The sequence below is a fragment of the Burkholderia sp. Tr-20390 genome (genome assembly GCF_017104595.1).
Taxonomy (GTDB): domain Bacteria; phylum Pseudomonadota; class Gammaproteobacteria; order Burkholderiales; family Burkholderiaceae; genus Burkholderia.
In genome coordinates this window covers 1-18,351 of sequence record NZ_JAAGPC010000171.1, presented here as the reverse complement: position 1 = coordinate 18,351, position 18,351 = coordinate 1, and the positions used below count along the sequence as shown (strand labels likewise).

Sequence of the window (18,351 nt, the reverse complement as noted above, 5' to 3'; positions counted from 1 at the left end):
AAGCCGAAGAGGCCGGCCCGCAAGGCCGCCCCGCGCGCGCGTCGTCCGCGCAAGACGGCGGCGGACGCTGCCGAGTAACCCGGTCGGCCGGATGCCGTCCCGGGCGGGGCGGCAGCCGCGCCATGGGGCCGGCCGGTGCAATGCCGGCCCGTCGAACTAGCCGTTCAGCGCATAAGGCTGCGTCATCACTTCGAGGAAGTGGCCGTCCGGATCGTCGAAGTACACGCCTCGGCCGCCGTTGTGGCGGTAGATGTCATCGGGTTGCTGCTTCGCCGGGTCGGCCCAGTGCGGCAGCCCGCGCTCGCGAATGCGCGCGAGCACGCGATCGAAGCCTGCTTCGTCGAGCAGGAACGCGTAATGCTGCGACGCGATCTCTCCCGACCGTTCATAAAAATCGAGCGACACGCCGTTGCCGAGCGGGACGACCAGCATCGCGCCGAACGGCGTCGGCGGCGGCAATTCCAGCAGCTCGGTGAGGAAGCGGCTCGACGCGCGCTTGTCGCGGCACCAGACGATCGTGTGGTTGAGCTGGACGTTCATGGCGGGTTCCCGGGAAGGGGACGGCGGTGGGCATGGACACACGATAGCCGATCGTCGCCGCGGTTCAAGCGCAAAAAAACGGCCGCACGAGGCGGCCGCTTCATCACTCCCCGGCGACGGCCGGCCCGCCGTTATTCCCGCGGCGGTTGCGCCGCTTCTCGGCCCACACGCGGAAGCGGTCCATGTACAGGTAGACGACCGGCGTCGTATAGAGCGTCAGCACCTGCGACACGATCAGGCCGCCGGCGATCGCGATCCCGAGCGGCGCGCGCAGCTCGGCGCCGTCGCCGTGGCCGAACGCGAGCGGCAGCGCGCCGAGCAGCGCGGCCATCGTCGTCATCATGATCGGGCGGAAGCGCAGCAGGCACGCCTCGTGGATCGCGTCGAACGACGACTTCTGGTTGTTGCGCGTCTGGTCGATCGCGAAGTCGACCATCATGATCGCGTTCTTCTTCACGATCCCGATCAGCAGGATCACGCCGATCAGCGCGATGATGCTGAACTCGGTCTTGAACAGCAGCAGCGCGAGCAGCGCGCCGACGCCGGCCGACGGCAGCGTCGACAGGATCGTGATCGGGTGGATGTAGCTCTCGTACAGGATCCCGAGCACGATATAGACGGCCAGCAGCGCCGCGAGGATCAGGATCGGCTGGTCGTTCATCGACTGCTGGAACGCCTGCGCGGTGCCCTGGAAGCTGCCGACGATGGTCGGCGGGACGCCGACCTGCGCCATCGTCTGGTAGATCACCTGCGTCGCCTGTGACAGCGACACGCCGGGCGGCAGGTTGAACGAGATCGTCGTCGCGACGAACAGCCCCTGGTGGTTGACCGACAGCGGCGTCGTGCTCGGCCCGAACGTCGCGATCGCCGACAGCGGGATCATCGTCGACTTCGACGTCGATACCGACGCACCCGACGACGCGCTCGACTTGCCGCTCGCGGCGATCGAGTTGAGCGCCTGGTTGCGCGCGGAGTCGGACGCGATCGCCGCGGCGCTCTGCGTGGCCGTGCCGGCGCTCGACGTGCCGGCGGAGGTCGCGACGTAGGTGCCGGCCGCCGCGTTGGTGGTCTGCGAGCCGTTCGCGCTGCCGCCCGACGTGCTGACCCACACCTGGTTCAGCATCTCGGGGCTCTGCCAGTACTTCGGCGCGACTTCCATCACGACGTGGTACTGGTTCAGCGGGTTGTAGATCGTCGAGACCTGGCGCTGGCCGAATGCGTCGTACAGCGTATTGTCGATCTGCGCGGGCTTGATGCCGAACCGCGCGGCCGTCGCCCGGTCGATCGTCACCATGGCTTCCATGCCGCCTTGCTGCTGGTCGGAGTTCACGTCGGTCAGCTCGGGGCGCTTCTGCAGCGCCTCGGTCAGGATCGGCCCCCACTTGTACAGGTCGGCGCTCGAATCGCCGAGCAGCGTGAACTGGTACTGCGCGTTGCTCTGCCGGCCCCCGACGCGAATGTCCTGCGCCGCCTGCAGGAACGTGCTCGCGCCGGCGACATCCGACAGCGGGACCCGCAGTTGCTGGATCACCTGGTCGGCCGACAGCTTGCGCTCGGTGCGATCCTTCAGCGTGACGAACATGAAGCCCGAGTTGGTCTGCGTGCCGCCGGTGAAGCCCGCGACGCTCTTCACGTTCGGGTTGCCCTGCACGATGCGCATCATCTCGGAGAACTTCAGCTTCATCGCCTGGAACGACGTCGACTGGTCGGCCCGGATGCCGCCGATCATCAGCCCGGTGTCCTGCTGCGGGAAGAAACCCTTCGGCACGACGATGTACAGGTAGACGTTCAGCCCGATCGTCGCGAACAGCGTCAGCAGGATCAGGAGCGGCCGGCGCAGCGCCCACGACAGCGAGCGCTCGTAGCCGCGCTGCATGCGGCTGAAACAGCGTTCCAGGAAACGCCCGAAGCGGCCTTCGTTTTGCGGGTCGTGCGACTCGGGCAGCAGGCGCGCACACATCATCGGCGTGACCGTGAGCGACACCGCGAGCGAGACGGCGATCGCGAGCGACAGCGTCAGTGCGAACTCGCGGAACAGCCGCCCGACGATGCCGCCCATCAGCAGGATCGGCAGGAACACCGCGACGAGCGAAATGCTCATCGACAACACCGTGAAGCCGACCTCGCGCGCGCCGTCGAACGCGGCCTGCATGCGCGACTTGCCGTTCTCGATGTGCCGCGAGATGTTCTCGAGCACGACGATCGCATCGTCGACGACGAAGCCGGTCGCGACGATCAGCGCCATCAGCGACAGGTTGTCGATCGAGAAGCCGAGCAGGTACATCGCGCCGAACGTGCCGATGATCGAGATCGGCACCGCGACGCTCGGGATCAGCGTGGCGCGCCAGTTGCGCAGGAACAGGAACACGACCATCACGACGAGGCTGACCGCGATCAGCAGCGTGTGCTCGGTGTCCTTCAGCGACGCGCGAATCGTGGTCGAGCGGTCGAGCACGGGCGTGACGGTGATGTCGGCCGGCAACGACGCGGTGAGCTGCGGCAGCGCCGCGCGCACGCGGTCGATCGTGTCGATGATGTTCGCGCCGGGCGAGCGGTAGAGGATCACGAGCACCGCGCGCTTGCCGTTCGACAGGCCGAGGTTGCGGAGATCCTCGACCGAATCGACGACGTCCGACAGGTCGGACAGCCGCACGGCCGAGCCGTTGCGGTAGGCCACGACGAGGTCGCGGTATTGCGACGCCTGGGATGCCTGGTCGTTCGTATAGAGCTGGTAGTGCCGCGGGCCGAACTCGATCGCGCCCTTCGGCGCGTTGGCGTTCGCGGAGGCCAGCGCCGCGCGCACGTCCTCGAGGCCGATCCCGTAGTGGAACAGCGCCTGCGGTTCGAGCTCGACGCGCACGGCCGGGTTCGCGGAGCCGCTCACCGTCACCTGGCCGATCCCGTCGATCTGCGACAGCGACTGCTGCAGCACCGTCGACGCGGAGTCGTACAGCTTCGCGGGCGACGAGGTCTCGGACGTCAGCGACACGATCATGATCGGCGAATCGGCCGGGTTGACCTTGCGGTAGGTCGGGTTGCTCTTCAGCGCGGCGGGCAGGTCGGCGCGCGCCGCGTTGATCGCGGCCTGCACGTCGCGCGCGGCGCCGTCGATGTCGCGGTTCAGCCCGAACTGCAGGATGATCCGCGCGTTGCCGACCGTGCTCGTCGACGTCATTTCGGACACGTCGGCGATCGAGCCGAGGTGCCGCTCGAGCGGGCTCGTCACGCTGGTCGCGACCGTTTCCGGGCTCGCGCCGGGCAGCGACGCCTGCACCGAGATGGTCGGGAAGTCGACCTGCGGCAGCGGCGACACCGGCAGCTTGACGAACGCGAACAGGCCCGCGAGCGCGACGCCGATCGCGAGCAGCGTCGTCGCGACGGGGCGGGTGATGAAGGGGCGTGACAGGTTCATTGCTTGCTACGCATCCGTGCGCGGGCCGGCTTGCGGGCCGTGGCGTTCGAACCAGCCGCGCACGCGGCGCGCGAGCGAGTCGAAGCCGAGGTAGATCACGGGCGTCGTGAACAGCGTCAGCACCTGCGACACGATCAGGCCGCCGGCGATCGCGATCCCGAGCGGCTGGCGCAGCTCCGAGCCCGCGCCGGAGCCGACGATCAGCGGCACCGCGCCGAGCAGCGCGGCGAGCGTCGTCATCAGGATCGGCCGGAAGCGCAGCAGGCACGCCTGGTAGATCGCCTCGCGCGGCGGTTTGCCTTCGACGCGCTCGGCCTCGAGCGCGAAGTCGATCATCATGATCGCGTTCTTCTTCACGATGCCGATCAGCAGCACGATGCCGATGATCCCGATGATGTCGAGGTCGTGCCCGGTGATCATCAGCGCGAGCAGCGCGCCGACGCCGGCCGACGGCAGCGTCGACAGGATCGTGATCGGGTGGATGTAGCTCTCGTACAGCACGCCGAGCACGATGTACATCGTGACGACGGCGGCGAGGATCAGGAACAGCTGGTTCGACAGCGATGCCTGGAACGCGAGCGCCGCGCCCTGGAAGCGCGTCTGGAACGACGCGGGCAGCCCGATGTCCTTCTCGGCGGCGTCGATCGCCTTGACCGCCTCGCCGAGCGACGCGCCCGGCGCGAGGTTGAACGAGATGGTGGTCGACGGGAACTGCGACAGGTGCGCGACCAAGAGCGGCGACGGCCGCTCGTGGAACGACGCGATCGAAGCCAGCGGCACCTGGCCGCCGCCCGCCGACGGCAGGTAGATGTCGTTCAGCGATTGCGCGTAGTGCTGGTCCTTCGGCTCGGACTCGAGAATCACGCGGTACTGGTTCGACTGCGTGAAGATCGTCGACACGATGCGCTGGCCGAACGCGTCGTACAGCGCGTTGTCGACGGTCGCCGGCGTGATGCCGAAGCGCGCGGCGCTCGGGCGGTCGATCTCGATGTAGACCGACTGGCCGTTGCTTTGAAGGTCGGTCGCGACGTCGGCGAGCGACGGCTCCTGCTGCAGCCGGGCCACGAGCTTCGGCACCCAGGTCGCGAATTCCTCCGAGTTCGGGCTCGTCAGCATGAACTGGTACTGCGTCGGGCTGACGGTCGAGTCGATCGTCAGGTCCTGCACCGACTGCATGAACAGCGAGATGCCGGTGATGTTCGCGACGCGGTGCTGCAGGTCGCGGATGATCTGCGCGGCCGACTCGGAGCGTTCGTCGCGCGCCTTCAGGTTGATCAGCATCCGGCCGCTGTTCAGCGTGATGTTGCTGCCGTCGACGCCGATGAACGACGTGAGGCTCTCGACGTTCGGATCCTTCAGGATTTCGGCCGCGAGCGCCTGCTGGCGCTCCGCCATCGCGCCGTACGAGATCGACTGCGGCGCCTGCGTGATCGCCTGGATCACGCCGGTATCCTGCGCGGGGAAGAAACCCTTCGGCACGTAGACGTACAGCAGGCCGGTCAGCGCGAGCGTCAGCAGCGCGACGACGAGCGTCGAGCGCTGGCGGTTCAGCACCCATTCGAGCGCGACCGCGTAGCGCGCGATCACCCAGTCGATCGCCCGGTGCACGCGCGCCTCGAAGCGATGGCTCTCGGGCGGCGGCGAATGGCGCAGCAGCTTCGCGCACATCATCGGCACGAGCGTGAGCGACACGATCGCCGAGATCACGATCGTCACCGCGAGCGTGATCGCGAATTCATGGAACAGGCGCCCGACCACGTCGCCCATGAACAGCAGCGGGATCAGCACCGCGATCAGCGACACCGTCAGCGAGATGATCGTGAAGCCGATCTGCCTCGAGCCCTTCAGCGCGGCCTCGAGCCCCGTCTCGCCTTCCTCCACGTAGCGCGCGATGTTCTCGATCATCACGATCGCGTCGTCGACGACGAAGCCGGTCGCGATGGTGAGCGCCATCAGCGACAGGTTGTTCAGCGAGAAGCCGGCCATGTACATCACCGCGAGCGTGCCGATCAGCGACAGCGGCACCGACAGGCTCGGGATGATCGTCGCGTAGACGTTCGCGAGGAACAGGTACATCACGAGCACGACCAGCGCGACCGCGAGCATCAGTTCGAACTGCACGTCGCGCACGGCGGCGCGGATCATCGTCGTGCGGTCGGTGACGATCTCCACGTCGAGCGCGGCCGGCAGCGTTTCCTGCAGCTTCGGCAATTGCGCCTTGATCGCGTCGACGGTCGCGATCACGTTCGCGCCCGGCTGGCGCTGCACGTTCAGGATGATCGCGGGGTCGGCATTCACCCACGCGCCGAGCTTGGTGTTCTCCGAGCCGGCGACGACCGTTGCAACGTCGGTGAGCATCACCGGGCGGCCGTTCTTGTAGGCGACGACCGCGCTGTTGTACTGGTCGGCGCTCGTCAGCTGGTCGTTCGCGTTGATCGTGTACGCGCGCGTCGGGCCGTCGAAGTTGCCCTTCGGCGTGTTCACGTTCAGGTTCGAGATCGTCGTGCGCAGGTCGTCGAGGTTCATCCCGTACTTCGCGAGCGCGGTCGGGTTCGCCTGGATCCGCACGGCCGGGCGGTTGCCGCCCGACAGGCTGACGAGACCGACGCCCGCGACCTGCGAGATCTTCATCGCGAGGCGCGTGTCGGCGAGATCCTGCACCTGCGTGAGCGGCAGCGTCTTCGACTTGACGGCGAGCGTCAGCACCGGCGCATCGGCCGGGTTGACCTTCGCGTAGATCGGCGGGGCAGGGAGGTCGGACGGCAGCAGGTTGCCGGCCGCGTTGATCGCGGCCTGCACTTCCTGTTCGGCGATGTCGAGCGGCAGGTCGAGCGAGAACTGCAGCGTGATCACGGACGAGCCCGCCGAACTCTGCGACGACATCTGGTTCAGCGACGGCATCTGCCCGAACTGACGTTCGAGCGGCGCGGTGACCGACGAGGTCATCACCTCCGGGCTCGCGCCCGGGTAGAAGGTCTGGACCTGGATCGTCGGATAGTCGACTTCCGGCAGCGCGGCGAGCGGCAGGAAGCGCAGCGCGACGAGACCGGCCAGCATGATCGCCGCCATCAGGAGGGCGGTGCCGACCGGCCGGAGAATGAAGAGGCGGGATGGATTCATCGAGCGGCCCGCGCGTTACTGGGCCGCGGGGGCCGCTGCCTGCGACGCGCCGTGCTTGTGTCCGCCGCGATGGCCGCCGGCATCCGATGCGCCCGACGCCGCAGCGGCGCCGCGCGCGCCCGACGCGCCTTTCGGCTTGTCGGCCGGGATCGAGATCTTCGCGCCTTCGCGCAGGCGGTCGGAGCCGTCGGTCACCACGCGCTCGCCGAGCGACACGCCGCTGACGATGCTCGTGCGTTCGCCGTCGACCGGGCCGATCGTGACCTTGCGCACGGTCACCGTGTTGTCGGGTTTCACGACGTAGACGAACTGGCCGATCGAGCCGGTCAGCACGGCCGAGGTCGGCACGATCGTCGCGTTGCGCAGCACGTCGACGAGCAGGCGCGTGTTCACGAACTGATTCGGGAACAGCATGCCTTCCTTGTTATCGAAGTTCGCGCGCAGCTTGACCGTGCCCGTGCTCGTGTCGATCTGGTTGTCGAGCGTCGCGAGCGAGCCCGTCTCGAGCGGCACCGTGTTGTTGCGGTTGTACGCGGTGACCGACAGTTTCTGGCCCGCGTTCACCTGCTTGAGGATCTGCGGCAGGTTGTCTTCCGACGTCGTGAAGATCACGCTCATCGGCTGCAGTTGCGTGATCACGACGAGGCCGTTGGTATCGCCCGGCGTCACGTAGTTGCCGGGGTCGACCTGGCGCAGGCCGACGCGGCCCGACACCGGCGCAGTGATGCGCGCATACGTGAGGTTCAGCTTCGCGGAATCGATCGCGGCCTGGTCGGTCTTCACCGCGCCTTCGTATTGCTTGACGAGGGAGGCCTGCGTATCGACGGTCTGCGACGCGATCGAGTCCTGCGACAGCAGCGTCTGGTAGCGCTTCAGGTCGAGGCGGGCGGTTGCGAGCAGCGCCGAGTCGCGCGCGTGCGTGCCTTCGGCGTTCTCGAGCGCGACCTGGTACGGGCGCGGGTCGATCTGCGCGAGCAGGTCGCCCTTCTTGACGATCTGGCCTTCCTGGAACGCGACCGACTGCAGGTAGCCGGACAGCTGGGTCTTGACCGTCACGTTCGCGAGCGGCGTGACGGTGCCGAGCGCGGACAGCACGATCGGCATTTCGCCCTGGGTCGCGGTCGCGACCTGCACGGGCTGCGGAACGTTCGCCATCGCGGCGGGGCCGCCACGGCCGCGGTGGCCGCCGGCACCACCGGCGGCGCTTGCACCCGCACCGCTCGCACCACTGCCGGCTGCCGGCGTGCGGTTCCACGGATGCCACCACAGCAAGCCGCCGATGACGACGACCGCGAGTGCGCCGGCCATCAGCGTGCGGCGCGGGCGCCGCGCGGCGGGGGACGCGGGGTCTTTCGAAGGAGGCGTGGGCTTTTGTTCGTTATCCATCGTGATCTGTCAGGAAGACGGCGCGGCGGGCCGGAAATCGGGCTGCCGGGCTGCGCGTGGGCAAGCGGTGCCGGGGGAGGCGCCCGGCTCGGTCCGGGCCCCCGCCGGTCTGCGCGGGAAAAGAGCGGTGCGCACCGCGAGTGCGGCGCGACGATGGGCATGATCCTACGTCCCGTCCCCGTTACAGTCCAGTGGCCTATCTTTCAACGGGTTACGGTCGTTACAGAACGCGACAGTGCGATGACGAAACGATTACACGCTGATGCGACGGGCCGGTGCGCCGCCGATCTCGCGGGTGATTTTCGCGATACATTCATGCAGTGCGGGCACCACGTGTTCGTGCAGCCATTCGGGCGGGCACTGGTGCGACGCGCCACCGCAATTCACCGAATAGCGCTGGCCCGACGGACCGACGAAACCGGCCGCGACCGCATTCAGGCCTTCGCGCCATTCGCCGATCGCGATCGCGTGGCCGTCGCGCATCGCGTCGTCCAGCGCGGGGGTCAGGCGGGCCGACACATGCGGCCAGTCGTCGCCCGCCGTGGTGCGCAGCGACTCGAGCAACTGGCGGCGTTCGTCGTCCTCGAGTGCGGCGAGATACGCGCGGCCGACGGCGGTGCGCGCGATGTCCATCCGCGAGCCGATTTCGAGGCGCGTGACGAGTACGGCCGAACGCGGACGGATCACGTCGATCGCGACCATGTCGAGCCGGTCGCGCACCGCGAGGTGCACGGACAGCGACGTGCGTTCGGCCAGCTCGATCATGAACGGCCGCGAACGCGCGCGGATGTCGAAGTTGCGCAGGAAGCCGTGGCTCAGTTCGAGCACCGACGCGGTGAGCACGAAGCGCTCGCTGTCGGGCAACTGGAACAGGAAGCCGGCGCTGACGAGCGTCGCGGTGATGCGCGAGACGGTCGGCTTCGGGATGCCGGTCAGTTCGGTCAGCTCGCGGTTGCTGACCGGCGCGTCGGCCGCCGCGATGCGGCGCAGCACGGCGAGGCCGCGGGCAAGGGCGGTGATCTCGTCGGGCGACGATTCACGGTCCCGCGACGCGGGAGGGGTTACAGTTGTCGACACGAGGGATTCTCTCTAATTCCGAAACTCGATTTCAATTTTGTTGGTATTGTAGGACTATTGTCAAAGGATGCATGTTCTGCGGGCGAACCGGTCATTGGATGAGATTTTACGGGTTCACCCTTGGTTTATTAGGAAAACGCTCAAATGAGCGTTGCCAGAAAGTGCATGAACCGGTGCAAATACCGCTTGACTTGTCGGGCGGAAACGGAAAGAATGTCTCACGTTTTCGAAACATCGTTTCAAGAGTTTAACCGGCAACGATGTTTCGCGCAGTCTCTCAGGTTCTAGCACGGCCCTCGGAATGGCTAGAACTTTTTTAGCGCCACGGTCTCCGTGGCGCTTTTTTTTGCCTGTCTTTCTGCCCGTCCGCCCGGACGCGTCAGGCCCGTATTATCCCCCGATCGTCGAAACCTCCCGTTTGAACGCGGGCAGCGTCTGTTTGCGCGCGCGCCTTGCGTGCTTCGCGTGCGCAAAAAAAAGCGCGATGCCCGCACTGGGCATCGCGCATCAAACGGCGTGGAGCGCCGACGAATGAACGGTGATGAAGAAAGGGGCCCACCAGGGGGCGGACCTCCTCGCGTGACCCGGTCAGGCCTTCGCGAGCTTGATGCTGGTCTGCTCGGCCGTCAGGTAGCCGACGCTGGCGCCGAAGCGGTCCTTGAAGTTCGTGCGCACGAGCGGATCGAGCGTCGGCTTGACCTTGTCGTGCAGCGGCGATTCCCAGTCGCCCGCGTGCTGGAAGTTGCTCATGATGTACGTCCAGCCGTTGATCTCGTCGACCGCATGCAGGCCCGTCGATTCGGCGCCGGCCGGGCACGACAGCACGCGTGCCAGCGACTTCGTGTCGACGTTGTAGGCCCACAGGAAGTTGTTCACGTGCATGCCCGAGTCTTCGCCGATGAAGAGCGTGCGCAGCTTTTCGGAGAACTTCAGGTTGTCCGGGTTCGCGATCTTGTCCGGGTTCGCGAGGTTGCCGAGCCCGTCGGCCGCGGCGAGATCCTCGCCGACGAGCGCGGCCGGCGCGCCCATGTCGACCGGCACCCATTCGCTGTCGATCGCGCTGCCCGTCGTGTCGCGCTGGCTGCCCTTCAGGTTCAGTGCATAGACGGCGCCCGCGGCGATCTTCTTGTCGACCGCGACGTCGCGCGACACCGCATTGCCCTTGACCATCGACGTCTCGATCCGCGACATCGCCGTGTAGACGATCTTGTCCTTCGCGTTCACGGTCGTGCCTTCGAGCTTCGTGAAGCCCATGCTGCCGCCGAGCAGCGCCGCGTAGCGGTGTGTCTCGAGGAATGCGGCCGCCTTTTCCATCCCCGGCTTCACGCGCATCCAGTTGAACTTGCCGCCGAAGTGGATCTTCGTGTAGCTCGCATCGTTCGGGTCGGTGGTCGTCAGGTCCATGATGTCCGACGCCTTCAGCGTGTTCGCGAGCGCTTCGATCTCGCTGCTGGTTGCGTGGCCGATCTTGATCCACGTGAGCGTCGCGGTGCCCGCGCCGGCCGACGACGTCTGCGTCCACTTCGCGACGTACAGCGTGCCGGCGGACAGGTCGGCCGCCTTGTCGGCGACGAACATGAACAGGCCGCCGTTGGTGGCGTCGTCACCCATCATCACGGTGCGCTGGTCCGGCATCACCTGGATCAGCTCGTGCGAGATGCGGCCGAGGCAGTAGTGCTTCTTCACGGTGCCCGTGCCGTCCGGATTCACGGTGATCTCGGGCAGGTGGCCGTAGTGGTAGGGGTTCGCCTTCGTCTCGTCGCCGAACGTGTTCTTGCTGAACGCCTTGAACTGCGCGTCGGTCGCGACCTTCGTCGCATCCGGCTCGTACTCCTCGCTCGACAGGTGCGTGCCCCACGGCGACAGGCTCGCGCCGCACGTGATCCACAGGCCGTGCGCCTTCGACGTGTCGACGTTGTGGTACTTGACGACCTTCAGCGCGCCGTTGGCCGGATCCTGATCGAGCGTGATCACCGCGATCGGCGACGGCAACTGGCCGTATTGCGACGCGCTCGCCTGGTCGCGCGTCGTGTATTCGAACTGCACGACGGCGAACACCGTGTTGCCCTTCACGCCGGGCACGTTCGCGTTCTTCAGCGTCAGCAGCGAGCTGCCGTCCGGGCAGTCGGAATAGAACTGCCGCTCCTTGCCGGCCACCGAGCGATCGATGATCGGCTGGTTGTTGATGTCGTAGTAGCCGCCCGCGAGCGTCGTGCCGCCCTTGCCGTCCGGCACCAGGTCGCCCGTCACGAAGAACGGCCGGTACGCGAGCTTGAAGTTGCGCGCCGAGCCGTCCGAGAACGACACCGACAGCGTCGAGCCGACCGTCGTCGTGGCCATCGCGGCCGCGTTGTCGAGCGTCGGGGCGGCCATCGCCGAGAACGTCGCCGACGTGTATGCAGCGGCGACCGGGGCCGGCGTCGACGCGGGATTGTCGTCGCCGCCGCAACCCGTCAGCAGGGCCGGCAGCGCGAGGCCGGAAAGGGGAAGCATCGGCGCGCCGGCGAGGATCTTCAGGGCCTGACGACGGGCAGCATTGGGCAACGCGGGCATGTGGAGTCCAGTTTCAGTTGTTGGAAGAATGGCCTTTGCGAAGCAGGCGGTCGGCAAGCTCGGCGAAGGCAAATTGAAAACTGGACGGAAGTGTAGGGACGCTAGATGAAAGTTTTTTGAATTGAAAACGTAATGATGTGTCGGGCGGCCGTCAGGTGAACGGACGGCCGCCGGTCGCAAGCGTTTGCGCTCAATCGCGTTCGGGTGTCGCCGAGATGCGGTGGATCGACAGGTCCGCGCCGTCGAACTCGGCTTCGCGGTCGAGGCGCAGCCCGACGGTCGCTTTCAGCGCGCCGTAGACGAGCGTGCCGCCCGCGGTCGCGATCGCGATGCCGCCGAGCGTGCCGACGAGCTGCGACATGAACGACACGCCGCCGAGACCGCCGAGCGCGGGCAGGCCGAACACGCCGGCCGCGAGGCCGCCGAGCGCGCCGCACATGCCATGCAGCGGCCACACGCCGAGCACGTCGTCGATGCGCCACTTGTTCTGCACGCAGGTGAACATCGCGACGAACAGCGCACCGGCCGCGGCGCCGGTGACGAGCGCGCCGATCGGGTGCATCACGTCGGAGCCCGCGCACACCGCGACGAGGCCCGCGAGCGGCCCGTTGTACGTGAAGCCCGGGTCGTTGCGGCCGGCCATCCACGCGGCGAGCGTGCCGCCGACCATCGCCATCAGCGAGTTCACGGCGACGAGGCCGCTGATCTTGTCGAGCGTCTGCGCGCTCATCACGTTGAAGCCGAACCAGCCGACCGCGAGCACCCACGCGCCGAGCGCGAGGAACGGGATGTTCGACGGCGGGTGCGCGGCGATCCGGCCGTCCTTCGCATAACGGCCGTGGCGCGCGCCGAGCAGCAGCACGGCGGGCAGCGCGACCCAGCCGCCGAACGCGTGTACGACGACGGAGCCCGCGAAATCATGGAACGGCGCACCGAACGCGTGCGTGAGCCAGGCCTGCACGCCGAAGCGCCCATTCCAGGCGATCCCTTCGAAGAACGGGTAGATGAAGCCGACGATGATCAGCGTCGCGACGAGCTGCGGATTGAATTTCGCGCGTTCGGCGATGCCGCCGGACACGATCGCGGGGATCGCCGCCGCGAAGGTCAGCAGGAAGAAGAAGCGCACGAGCGCATAGCCGTTGTGCTGCGACAGCGTGCCGATGTCGTCGAAGAACTCGACGCCGTACGCGATCGTGTAGCCGATGAAGAAATACGCGAGCGTCGACACCGAGAAGTCGACCAGGATCTTCACGAGCGCGTTGACCTGGTTCTTCTTGCGGACCGTGCCGAGCTCGAGAAATGCGAAGCCCGCGTGCATCGCGAGCACCATGACGGCGCCGATCAACAGGAACAGTGTGTCGACGCCGGATTTCAGACCATCCATGCCGTGGCTTCCTTGCGCAAAAAACGGGCGAGGAACGCAAGTATCGAGCCAACTTGGTGAACGACTGCGTGGAGTTGGTGCTTCAACACCGTGCGGTGCGGCAATCCGGTGAATCGTGCACGGGAAGGGGGCGTGGCCGGTGCGGGTGCGACGGGATGCCGATTGCACGCGTGTGGTGCGAAGTGTGCGGAACTGGTGCGCGTGATGGGCCGATTGGCGCGACGTGGTGCGTGATGGTGCGTGGCCGCGCACCGTTGCGGCGCGTCAGTGGCGCGGGAACAGCAGCGGCGGCCGGCGCAGCCGCAGTGCGCACGCCGACCAGTAGGCGGCGACGGTCGTCAGCCCGAGGGCGGCAAACGCGAGTGCCGCGAAGCCCGCCAGCGACTGACCGTCGGCGGTGGGGCCGAGGATGCCTTCCGCGACGATCAGCGCGGCCGTCCAGAAGCCGATCACGGCCTGTGTGAGCAGGCGCGCGGACGCGACGCGGCGCGGGCGCCCGGATTCGGCCAGGCGGCGCGCCGACGGCGGGCGCAGGCACAGGAACAGGGTGGCGGCGAGCACGGCGGCCAGGGCGATGAACCAGTCGACGAGGAAATCCATGAGAAAAAGGGGGCGCGTCCAAAGCGGATTGAAGCGTGTCCACTTTAGTGTCCTCGCGTGTGCGATTGAATCAGACGAGTCCGAAATTGAAAGCCATTTTTAATCACGGTGCGTGATTGGCCCTGTTCCACAGGCGGTATCATCGACGTCGGTCCAACCACGAGGCCGCGCGACGCGCGGCCGGAGATTGCTGATGAACATGAAGACATCGCGGGCGCGTCGCGTGCCCGGGTCCGTACTGGCGGCCGTGGCCGCCGGTGCGCTGTTGTTGCTCGCGGGCTGCGAGAAGTCCGGCGCGCCGGTCACGCAACCCGATACGGCCGCGAGCGCGGCCGCCGATGCCGCGAACAATGCGGCCAAGGCGCTCGACCAGGTGGCGAGCACCGTCAACCAGCAGCTCAATGCCGCGAAGGCCGGCATCGCGTCCGCGGCGTCGGCCGTGCCGCCGCTGTCCGCGAGCGGCCTCGCCTCCGCCGCGCAGGCCCAGATCGACGCGGCCGCGTCCGCGGTCGTCGCGCATGCGGCTTCCGAAGCCGGCGCGAAGATCGCCGAAGCCGGCAAGAAGCTCCAGCAATGGAGCCAGCAGAATGCGCCGGGCGCCAAGCCCGCGAGCGGAGAGTGACGCGGGCTTGCATGATCCGCTAAATGTAATTATAGTAGTTACACATGTCGCCGGCTGCGGGATGGGCCGGCGTCGTCAAGTGAGTCAGGAATGAATACCAGCAGCCGGTTCGCGTTTGCCGTCCACGTGCTTGCCTTGCTGTCGATGCAGGAGGGCGTGCCGTTGTCGTCCGACATCATCGCGGGCAGCGTGAACACGAATCCGGCGCTGATCCGCCGGTTGCTGTCGATGCTGGCGGCCGCGGGGCTGACCACGTCGCAACTGGGCGCGGGCGGCGGTGCGCTGCTGGCGCGCGAGCCCGGCGCGATCACGCTGCTCGACGTGTATCGCGCGGTCGACGATGCGCAACTGTTCGCGCTGCACCGTGAGGCGCCGAATCCCGCGTGTCTCGTCGGGCGGCACATCCAGGGCGCGCTGATCGATTACATCGGCGACGCGCAGCGTGCGATGGAAGCATCGCTTGGCACGCGCACGCTGGCCGACGTGACGGCCGACGTGCTGGATCTGGAGCAGCGCACGCAGCAGGCGGCACGCGCCGGCGGGTGACTGGTGGCAAGGCAGGACGCCGGACGGCGCGAGAGGCGTGGCGACCGGCGCAACGGGGGCTTTGCCCCTTTTTTTTCGGTCTTATATGTAATTAACTACGTTACATATTTTTCTTACTGGAGAATCGATATGACGCAACGTACCTTGAATATCGCGCTGTTCGGCGCCACCGGCACGATCGGCTCGCGCATCGCCGCGGAAGCGGCACGACGCGGCCATCGCGTGACCGCGCTGTCGCGCCATCCGGGCGCAGCCGGCGACGGCATCACCGCCAAGGCGGCCGACCTGTTCGACGCGGCCAGCATTGCGGCCGCACTGCCGGGCCATGACGTCGTCGCGAGCGCGTACGGCCCGAAGCAGGATGATGCGGCGAAGGTCGTCGCGGCTGCGAAGGCGCTGGTTGCCGGCACGCGCCAGGCGGGGCTGAAGCGCCTCGTCGTGGTGGGCGGCGCCGGTTCGCTCGAAGTTGCGCCGGGCAAGCAGCTCGTCGACAGCGAAGGTTTCCCGGAAGCGTACAAGGCGGTCGCGCTCGCGCACCGCGACGCACTCGACTACCTGAAGACGGTCGGCGATCTCGACTGGACGTTCTTCGCGCCGGCGGCGCTGATCGCCCCGGGCGAGCGCACGGGTACGTTCCGCACGGGCGTCGGCAAGCTGATCGTGGACGCACAAGGCAACAGCAAGATCTCGGCGGAAGACTACGCGGTCGCGTTCGTCGACGCGCTCGAGCAAGGCAGCTTCGTGCACGAGATCGCGACGGTCGCGTATTGAGCAGTGCGCTGACGCTGGCCCGTGGCGCGTGAGCGCCGGGCCAGCCGCGACGTGCGGGAACGCCAGGCGATTCCACCTTCACGGGCGGAGTCGCCTGTTTCATTTGGCGCGTGCGGTGTGGCGGCGGATTCGCTCGCTGCGCGCGTGCCGGATCGGTATTTATACCGGTCGACGCGGCGAAGCCGTTTTCATATTGTTCCCCGTTGTGCAGGATGAATAGAATAAATTTCTATCTACGAGGGACTGGAGAAATGGACGCCATCGATCGCAAGCTGCTGGAGCTGTTGCAGGCCGATGCCACGCTGCCGATCGCGGAACTGGCGCAGCGCGTGAACCTGTCGCAGACGCCGTGCTGGAAGCGCGTGCAGCGGCTCAAGGAAACCGGCGCGATTCGCGCGCAGGTTGCGCTGTGCGATCCGCGCAAGCTCGGGGTGGGCACGACCGTGTTCGTCGCGATCCGCACGAACCAGCACACCGAGGAATGGGCGCAGCGTTTCACGCAGGCCGTGCGCGACATGCCGGAAGTGGTCGAGGTGTACCGGATGAGCGGCGAGACCGATTACCTGCTGCGCGTCGTGGTGGCCGGCATCGACGATTACGACCGCGTCTACAAGCAGCTGATTCGCACGGTGCCGCTGTTCGACGTCAGCTCGTCGTTCGCGATGGAGCAGATCAAGTATTCGACCGCGCTGCCCGTGCGCGATCTTGCCGAGCCGGCCTGACACGGCAATGAAGCGCGGCAATGAAGCGCGGCAACGAAACGCGGCGATGAACCGACCCGGGCGCGCATCGCGCCCGCGGGTTCAGCGGCCGCGCGCCAGTGCGCGCGCGCGTTCGTCGGCCAGCGCGTCGCGGCGCACGAAATCCGCGACGAACGGGCTGGCCGGATGGTGATGCAGCGCGTACGGCGTATCCCATTGCGCGAGCTGGCCATCCTTCATCACGCCGATCCGGTCGGCGATCGCGAACGCTTCGGCCTGGTTGTGCGTGACGAGGATCGCGGTGTGGCCCGTGCGTTTCAGGATGTCGCGCAGCTCGAACGCAAGCCGCTCGCGCGTATCGACATCGAGATTCGAGAACGGCTCGTCGAGCAGCAGTAGCTCCGGCGACGGTGCGAGCGCACGCGCGAGTGCGACGCGCTGCTGCTGGCCGCCCGACAGCTCGTGCGGATACGCGCCGCCGGCATCGGCAAGGCCGACGAGTTCGAGCATTTCCGCGACACGCACGCGCCGTTCGGCCTTCGGCATGCGCCGCAGGCCGAACGCGACGTTGTCCGCCGCGCTCAGGTGCGGGAACAGCGCGTAATCCTGGAACATCATGCCGATGCGCCGCCGCTCGGGCGGCACGTCGAGCGATGGCGCCGCGACGGGCACGCCGTCCAGCATGATGCGCCCCATGCGCACCGGCTCGAAGCCGGCGATCGCGCGCAGCACGGTGGTCTTGCCGCAGCCGGACGCGCCGAGCAGGCAGCCGATGTCGCCGCGCGGCAGCGCGAGGCTCAGCCCGTCGACCACGGTGCGGCGGCCGTGCGGCGTGTCGTAGGCGAGGCAGAGGTCATCGAGTTCGAGCAGGTTCACGGTGTCAGGCTCCGATCTTGTGGCGGGTGCGGGCGAGCAGGATCACGGGCACGAGCCCGGCCAGCACGATCGCGAGCGCGGCGACCGCGCCTTCCTCGTAGGTGCCGCGCGCGGCTTCCGCATACAGCCAGGTCGCGAGCGTGTCGAAGTTCAGCGGACGCAGCAGCAGCGTCGCCGGCAATTCCTTCATCGCGTCGACGAACACCAGCAGCGCGCTCGTCGTGAGCGCGGGCCGCAGCAGCGGCAGGTGCACGCGGCGCAGCGTGCCGCCGGCCGTCTCGCCGAGCGAGCGCGCTGCCTGTTCGAGCGACGGCGGGATGCGCGCGAGGCCGGCCTCGATGCTGCCGGCCGGGATCGCGAGAAAGCGCACGGTATAGGCGATCACGAGCGCGGCGGTCGAACCCATCAGCAGCAGCCCGTCGCGGCCCAGCACCGCGCCGAACAGCCGGTCGGCCGCCGCGAACGGGATCAGCAGGCCGATCGCGAGCACGGTGCCGGGCACCGCATAGCCGAGGCTGGCGATTCTCGCACCCAGGCGGGCCGGGCCCGCGCGGGCGCTGTCGCGTTGTGCGCGCGCGGCCCATGCGACGACGAGCCCGCACAAGAGTGTCGCGAAGGTGGCGGCGGTGGCGATCGTCAGCGTGTTCGCGAGCCCGGTCATCAGTTGCTCGGATACGCCGCCGACCAGATGCAGCCGCTTGGCCGTCTCGACCGCGAGGTACGCGGCCGGTGCGCCGAAGCCGAGCAGCACGGGCAGCCAGCA

The 18,351-nt window shown here is 67.6% G+C and carries 14 protein-coding genes; 4 read left to right on the top strand and 10 right to left on the bottom strand.

Going from position 1 to position 18,351, the window contains the following annotated elements:
* Nucleotides 1–156 precede the first annotated feature (156 nt).
* From G3N98_RS31610 to G3N98_RS31575, 8 genes are all read right to left on the bottom strand, one after another.
* Entirely contained in the window at nt 157–540 is a 384-nt protein-coding gene (locus tag G3N98_RS31610; protein WP_206150396.1) for a VOC family protein, read from the bottom strand.
* A 103-nt stretch (nt 541–643) separates the two neighbouring features.
* Complete coding sequence (locus G3N98_RS31605; RefSeq protein WP_206150395.1) at nt 644–3,952, bottom strand: efflux RND transporter permease subunit; 3,309 nt, start codon at nt 3,950–3,952, stop codon at nt 644–646.
* Between the two features lie 6 nt (nt 3,953–3,958).
* On the bottom strand, nt 3,959–7,072 hold the full coding sequence (locus G3N98_RS31600) for an MdtB/MuxB family multidrug efflux RND transporter permease subunit (RefSeq protein ID WP_206150394.1): 3,114 nt from the start codon (nt 7,070–7,072) through the stop codon (nt 3,959–3,961).
* A gap of 15 nt (nt 7,073–7,087) precedes the next feature.
* Entirely contained in the window at nt 7,088–8,458 is a 1,371-nt protein-coding gene (locus tag G3N98_RS31595; protein WP_206150393.1) for an MdtA/MuxA family multidrug efflux RND transporter periplasmic adaptor subunit, read from the bottom strand.
* A 252-nt stretch (nt 8,459–8,710) separates the two neighbouring features.
* Nucleotides 8,711–9,535: an IclR family transcriptional regulator gene (locus tag G3N98_RS31590; protein WP_089424904.1), complete on the bottom strand. Its 825-nt coding sequence runs from the start codon at nt 9,533–9,535 to the stop codon at nt 8,711–8,713.
* A gap of 588 nt (nt 9,536–10,123) precedes the next feature.
* A complete protein-coding gene (locus G3N98_RS31585) occupies nt 10,124–12,088 on the bottom strand; it encodes an alkaline phosphatase PhoX (RefSeq protein ID WP_206150392.1) in 1,965 nt (654 codons plus the stop codon).
* Nucleotides 12,089–12,278: 190 nt separating this feature from the next.
* On the bottom strand, nt 12,279–13,472 hold the full coding sequence (locus G3N98_RS31580; protein WP_206150391.1) for an ammonium transporter: 1,194 nt from the start codon (nt 13,470–13,472) through the stop codon (nt 12,279–12,281).
* Nucleotides 13,473–13,736: 264 nt separating this feature from the next.
* A complete protein-coding gene (locus tag G3N98_RS31575; RefSeq protein WP_046545298.1) occupies nt 13,737–14,072 on the bottom strand; it encodes a hypothetical protein in 336 nt (111 codons plus the stop codon).
* 193 nt (nt 14,073–14,265) lie between these two features.
* Here G3N98_RS31575 and G3N98_RS31570 point away from each other — a divergent pair, with 193 nt between their 5' ends.
* From G3N98_RS31570 to G3N98_RS31555, 4 genes are all read left to right on the top strand, one after another.
* Nucleotides 14,266–14,694 carry a hypothetical protein gene (locus G3N98_RS31570; RefSeq protein WP_089494448.1) on the top strand — a complete coding sequence of 143 codons (429 nt, stop codon included), beginning with the start codon at nt 14,266–14,268 and terminating at the stop codon, nt 14,692–14,694.
* A 90-nt stretch (nt 14,695–14,784) separates the two neighbouring features.
* Nucleotides 14,785–15,240, top strand: a complete 456-nt coding sequence (locus G3N98_RS31565; protein ID WP_089472448.1) for an Rrf2 family transcriptional regulator — start codon at nt 14,785–14,787, stop codon at nt 15,238–15,240.
* Nucleotides 15,241–15,369: 129 nt separating this feature from the next.
* On the top strand, nt 15,370–16,011 hold the full coding sequence (locus G3N98_RS31560) for an NAD(P)H-binding protein (RefSeq protein ID WP_089472449.1): 642 nt from the start codon (nt 15,370–15,372) through the stop codon (nt 16,009–16,011).
* Between the two features lie 251 nt (nt 16,012–16,262).
* Nucleotides 16,263–16,733 carry an Lrp/AsnC family transcriptional regulator gene (locus tag G3N98_RS31555; RefSeq protein WP_006484401.1) on the top strand — a complete coding sequence of 157 codons (471 nt, stop codon included), beginning with the start codon at nt 16,263–16,265 and terminating at the stop codon, nt 16,731–16,733.
* Between the two features lie 81 nt (nt 16,734–16,814).
* On the opposite strand, the gene G3N98_RS31550 is transcribed toward G3N98_RS31555, so the two are convergent.
* Both G3N98_RS31550 and G3N98_RS31545 read right to left on the bottom strand, forming a co-directional pair.
* Nucleotides 16,815–17,588 (bottom strand): ABC transporter ATP-binding protein, encoded by a 774-nt coding sequence (locus G3N98_RS31550; RefSeq protein ID WP_089455896.1) that lies wholly within the window; start codon nt 17,586–17,588, stop codon nt 16,815–16,817.
* Between the two features lie 4 nt (nt 17,589–17,592).
* The coding region (locus tag G3N98_RS31545) for an ABC transporter permease subunit (protein WP_206150390.1) at nt 17,593–18,351 on the bottom strand (759 nt) is incomplete at its 5' end.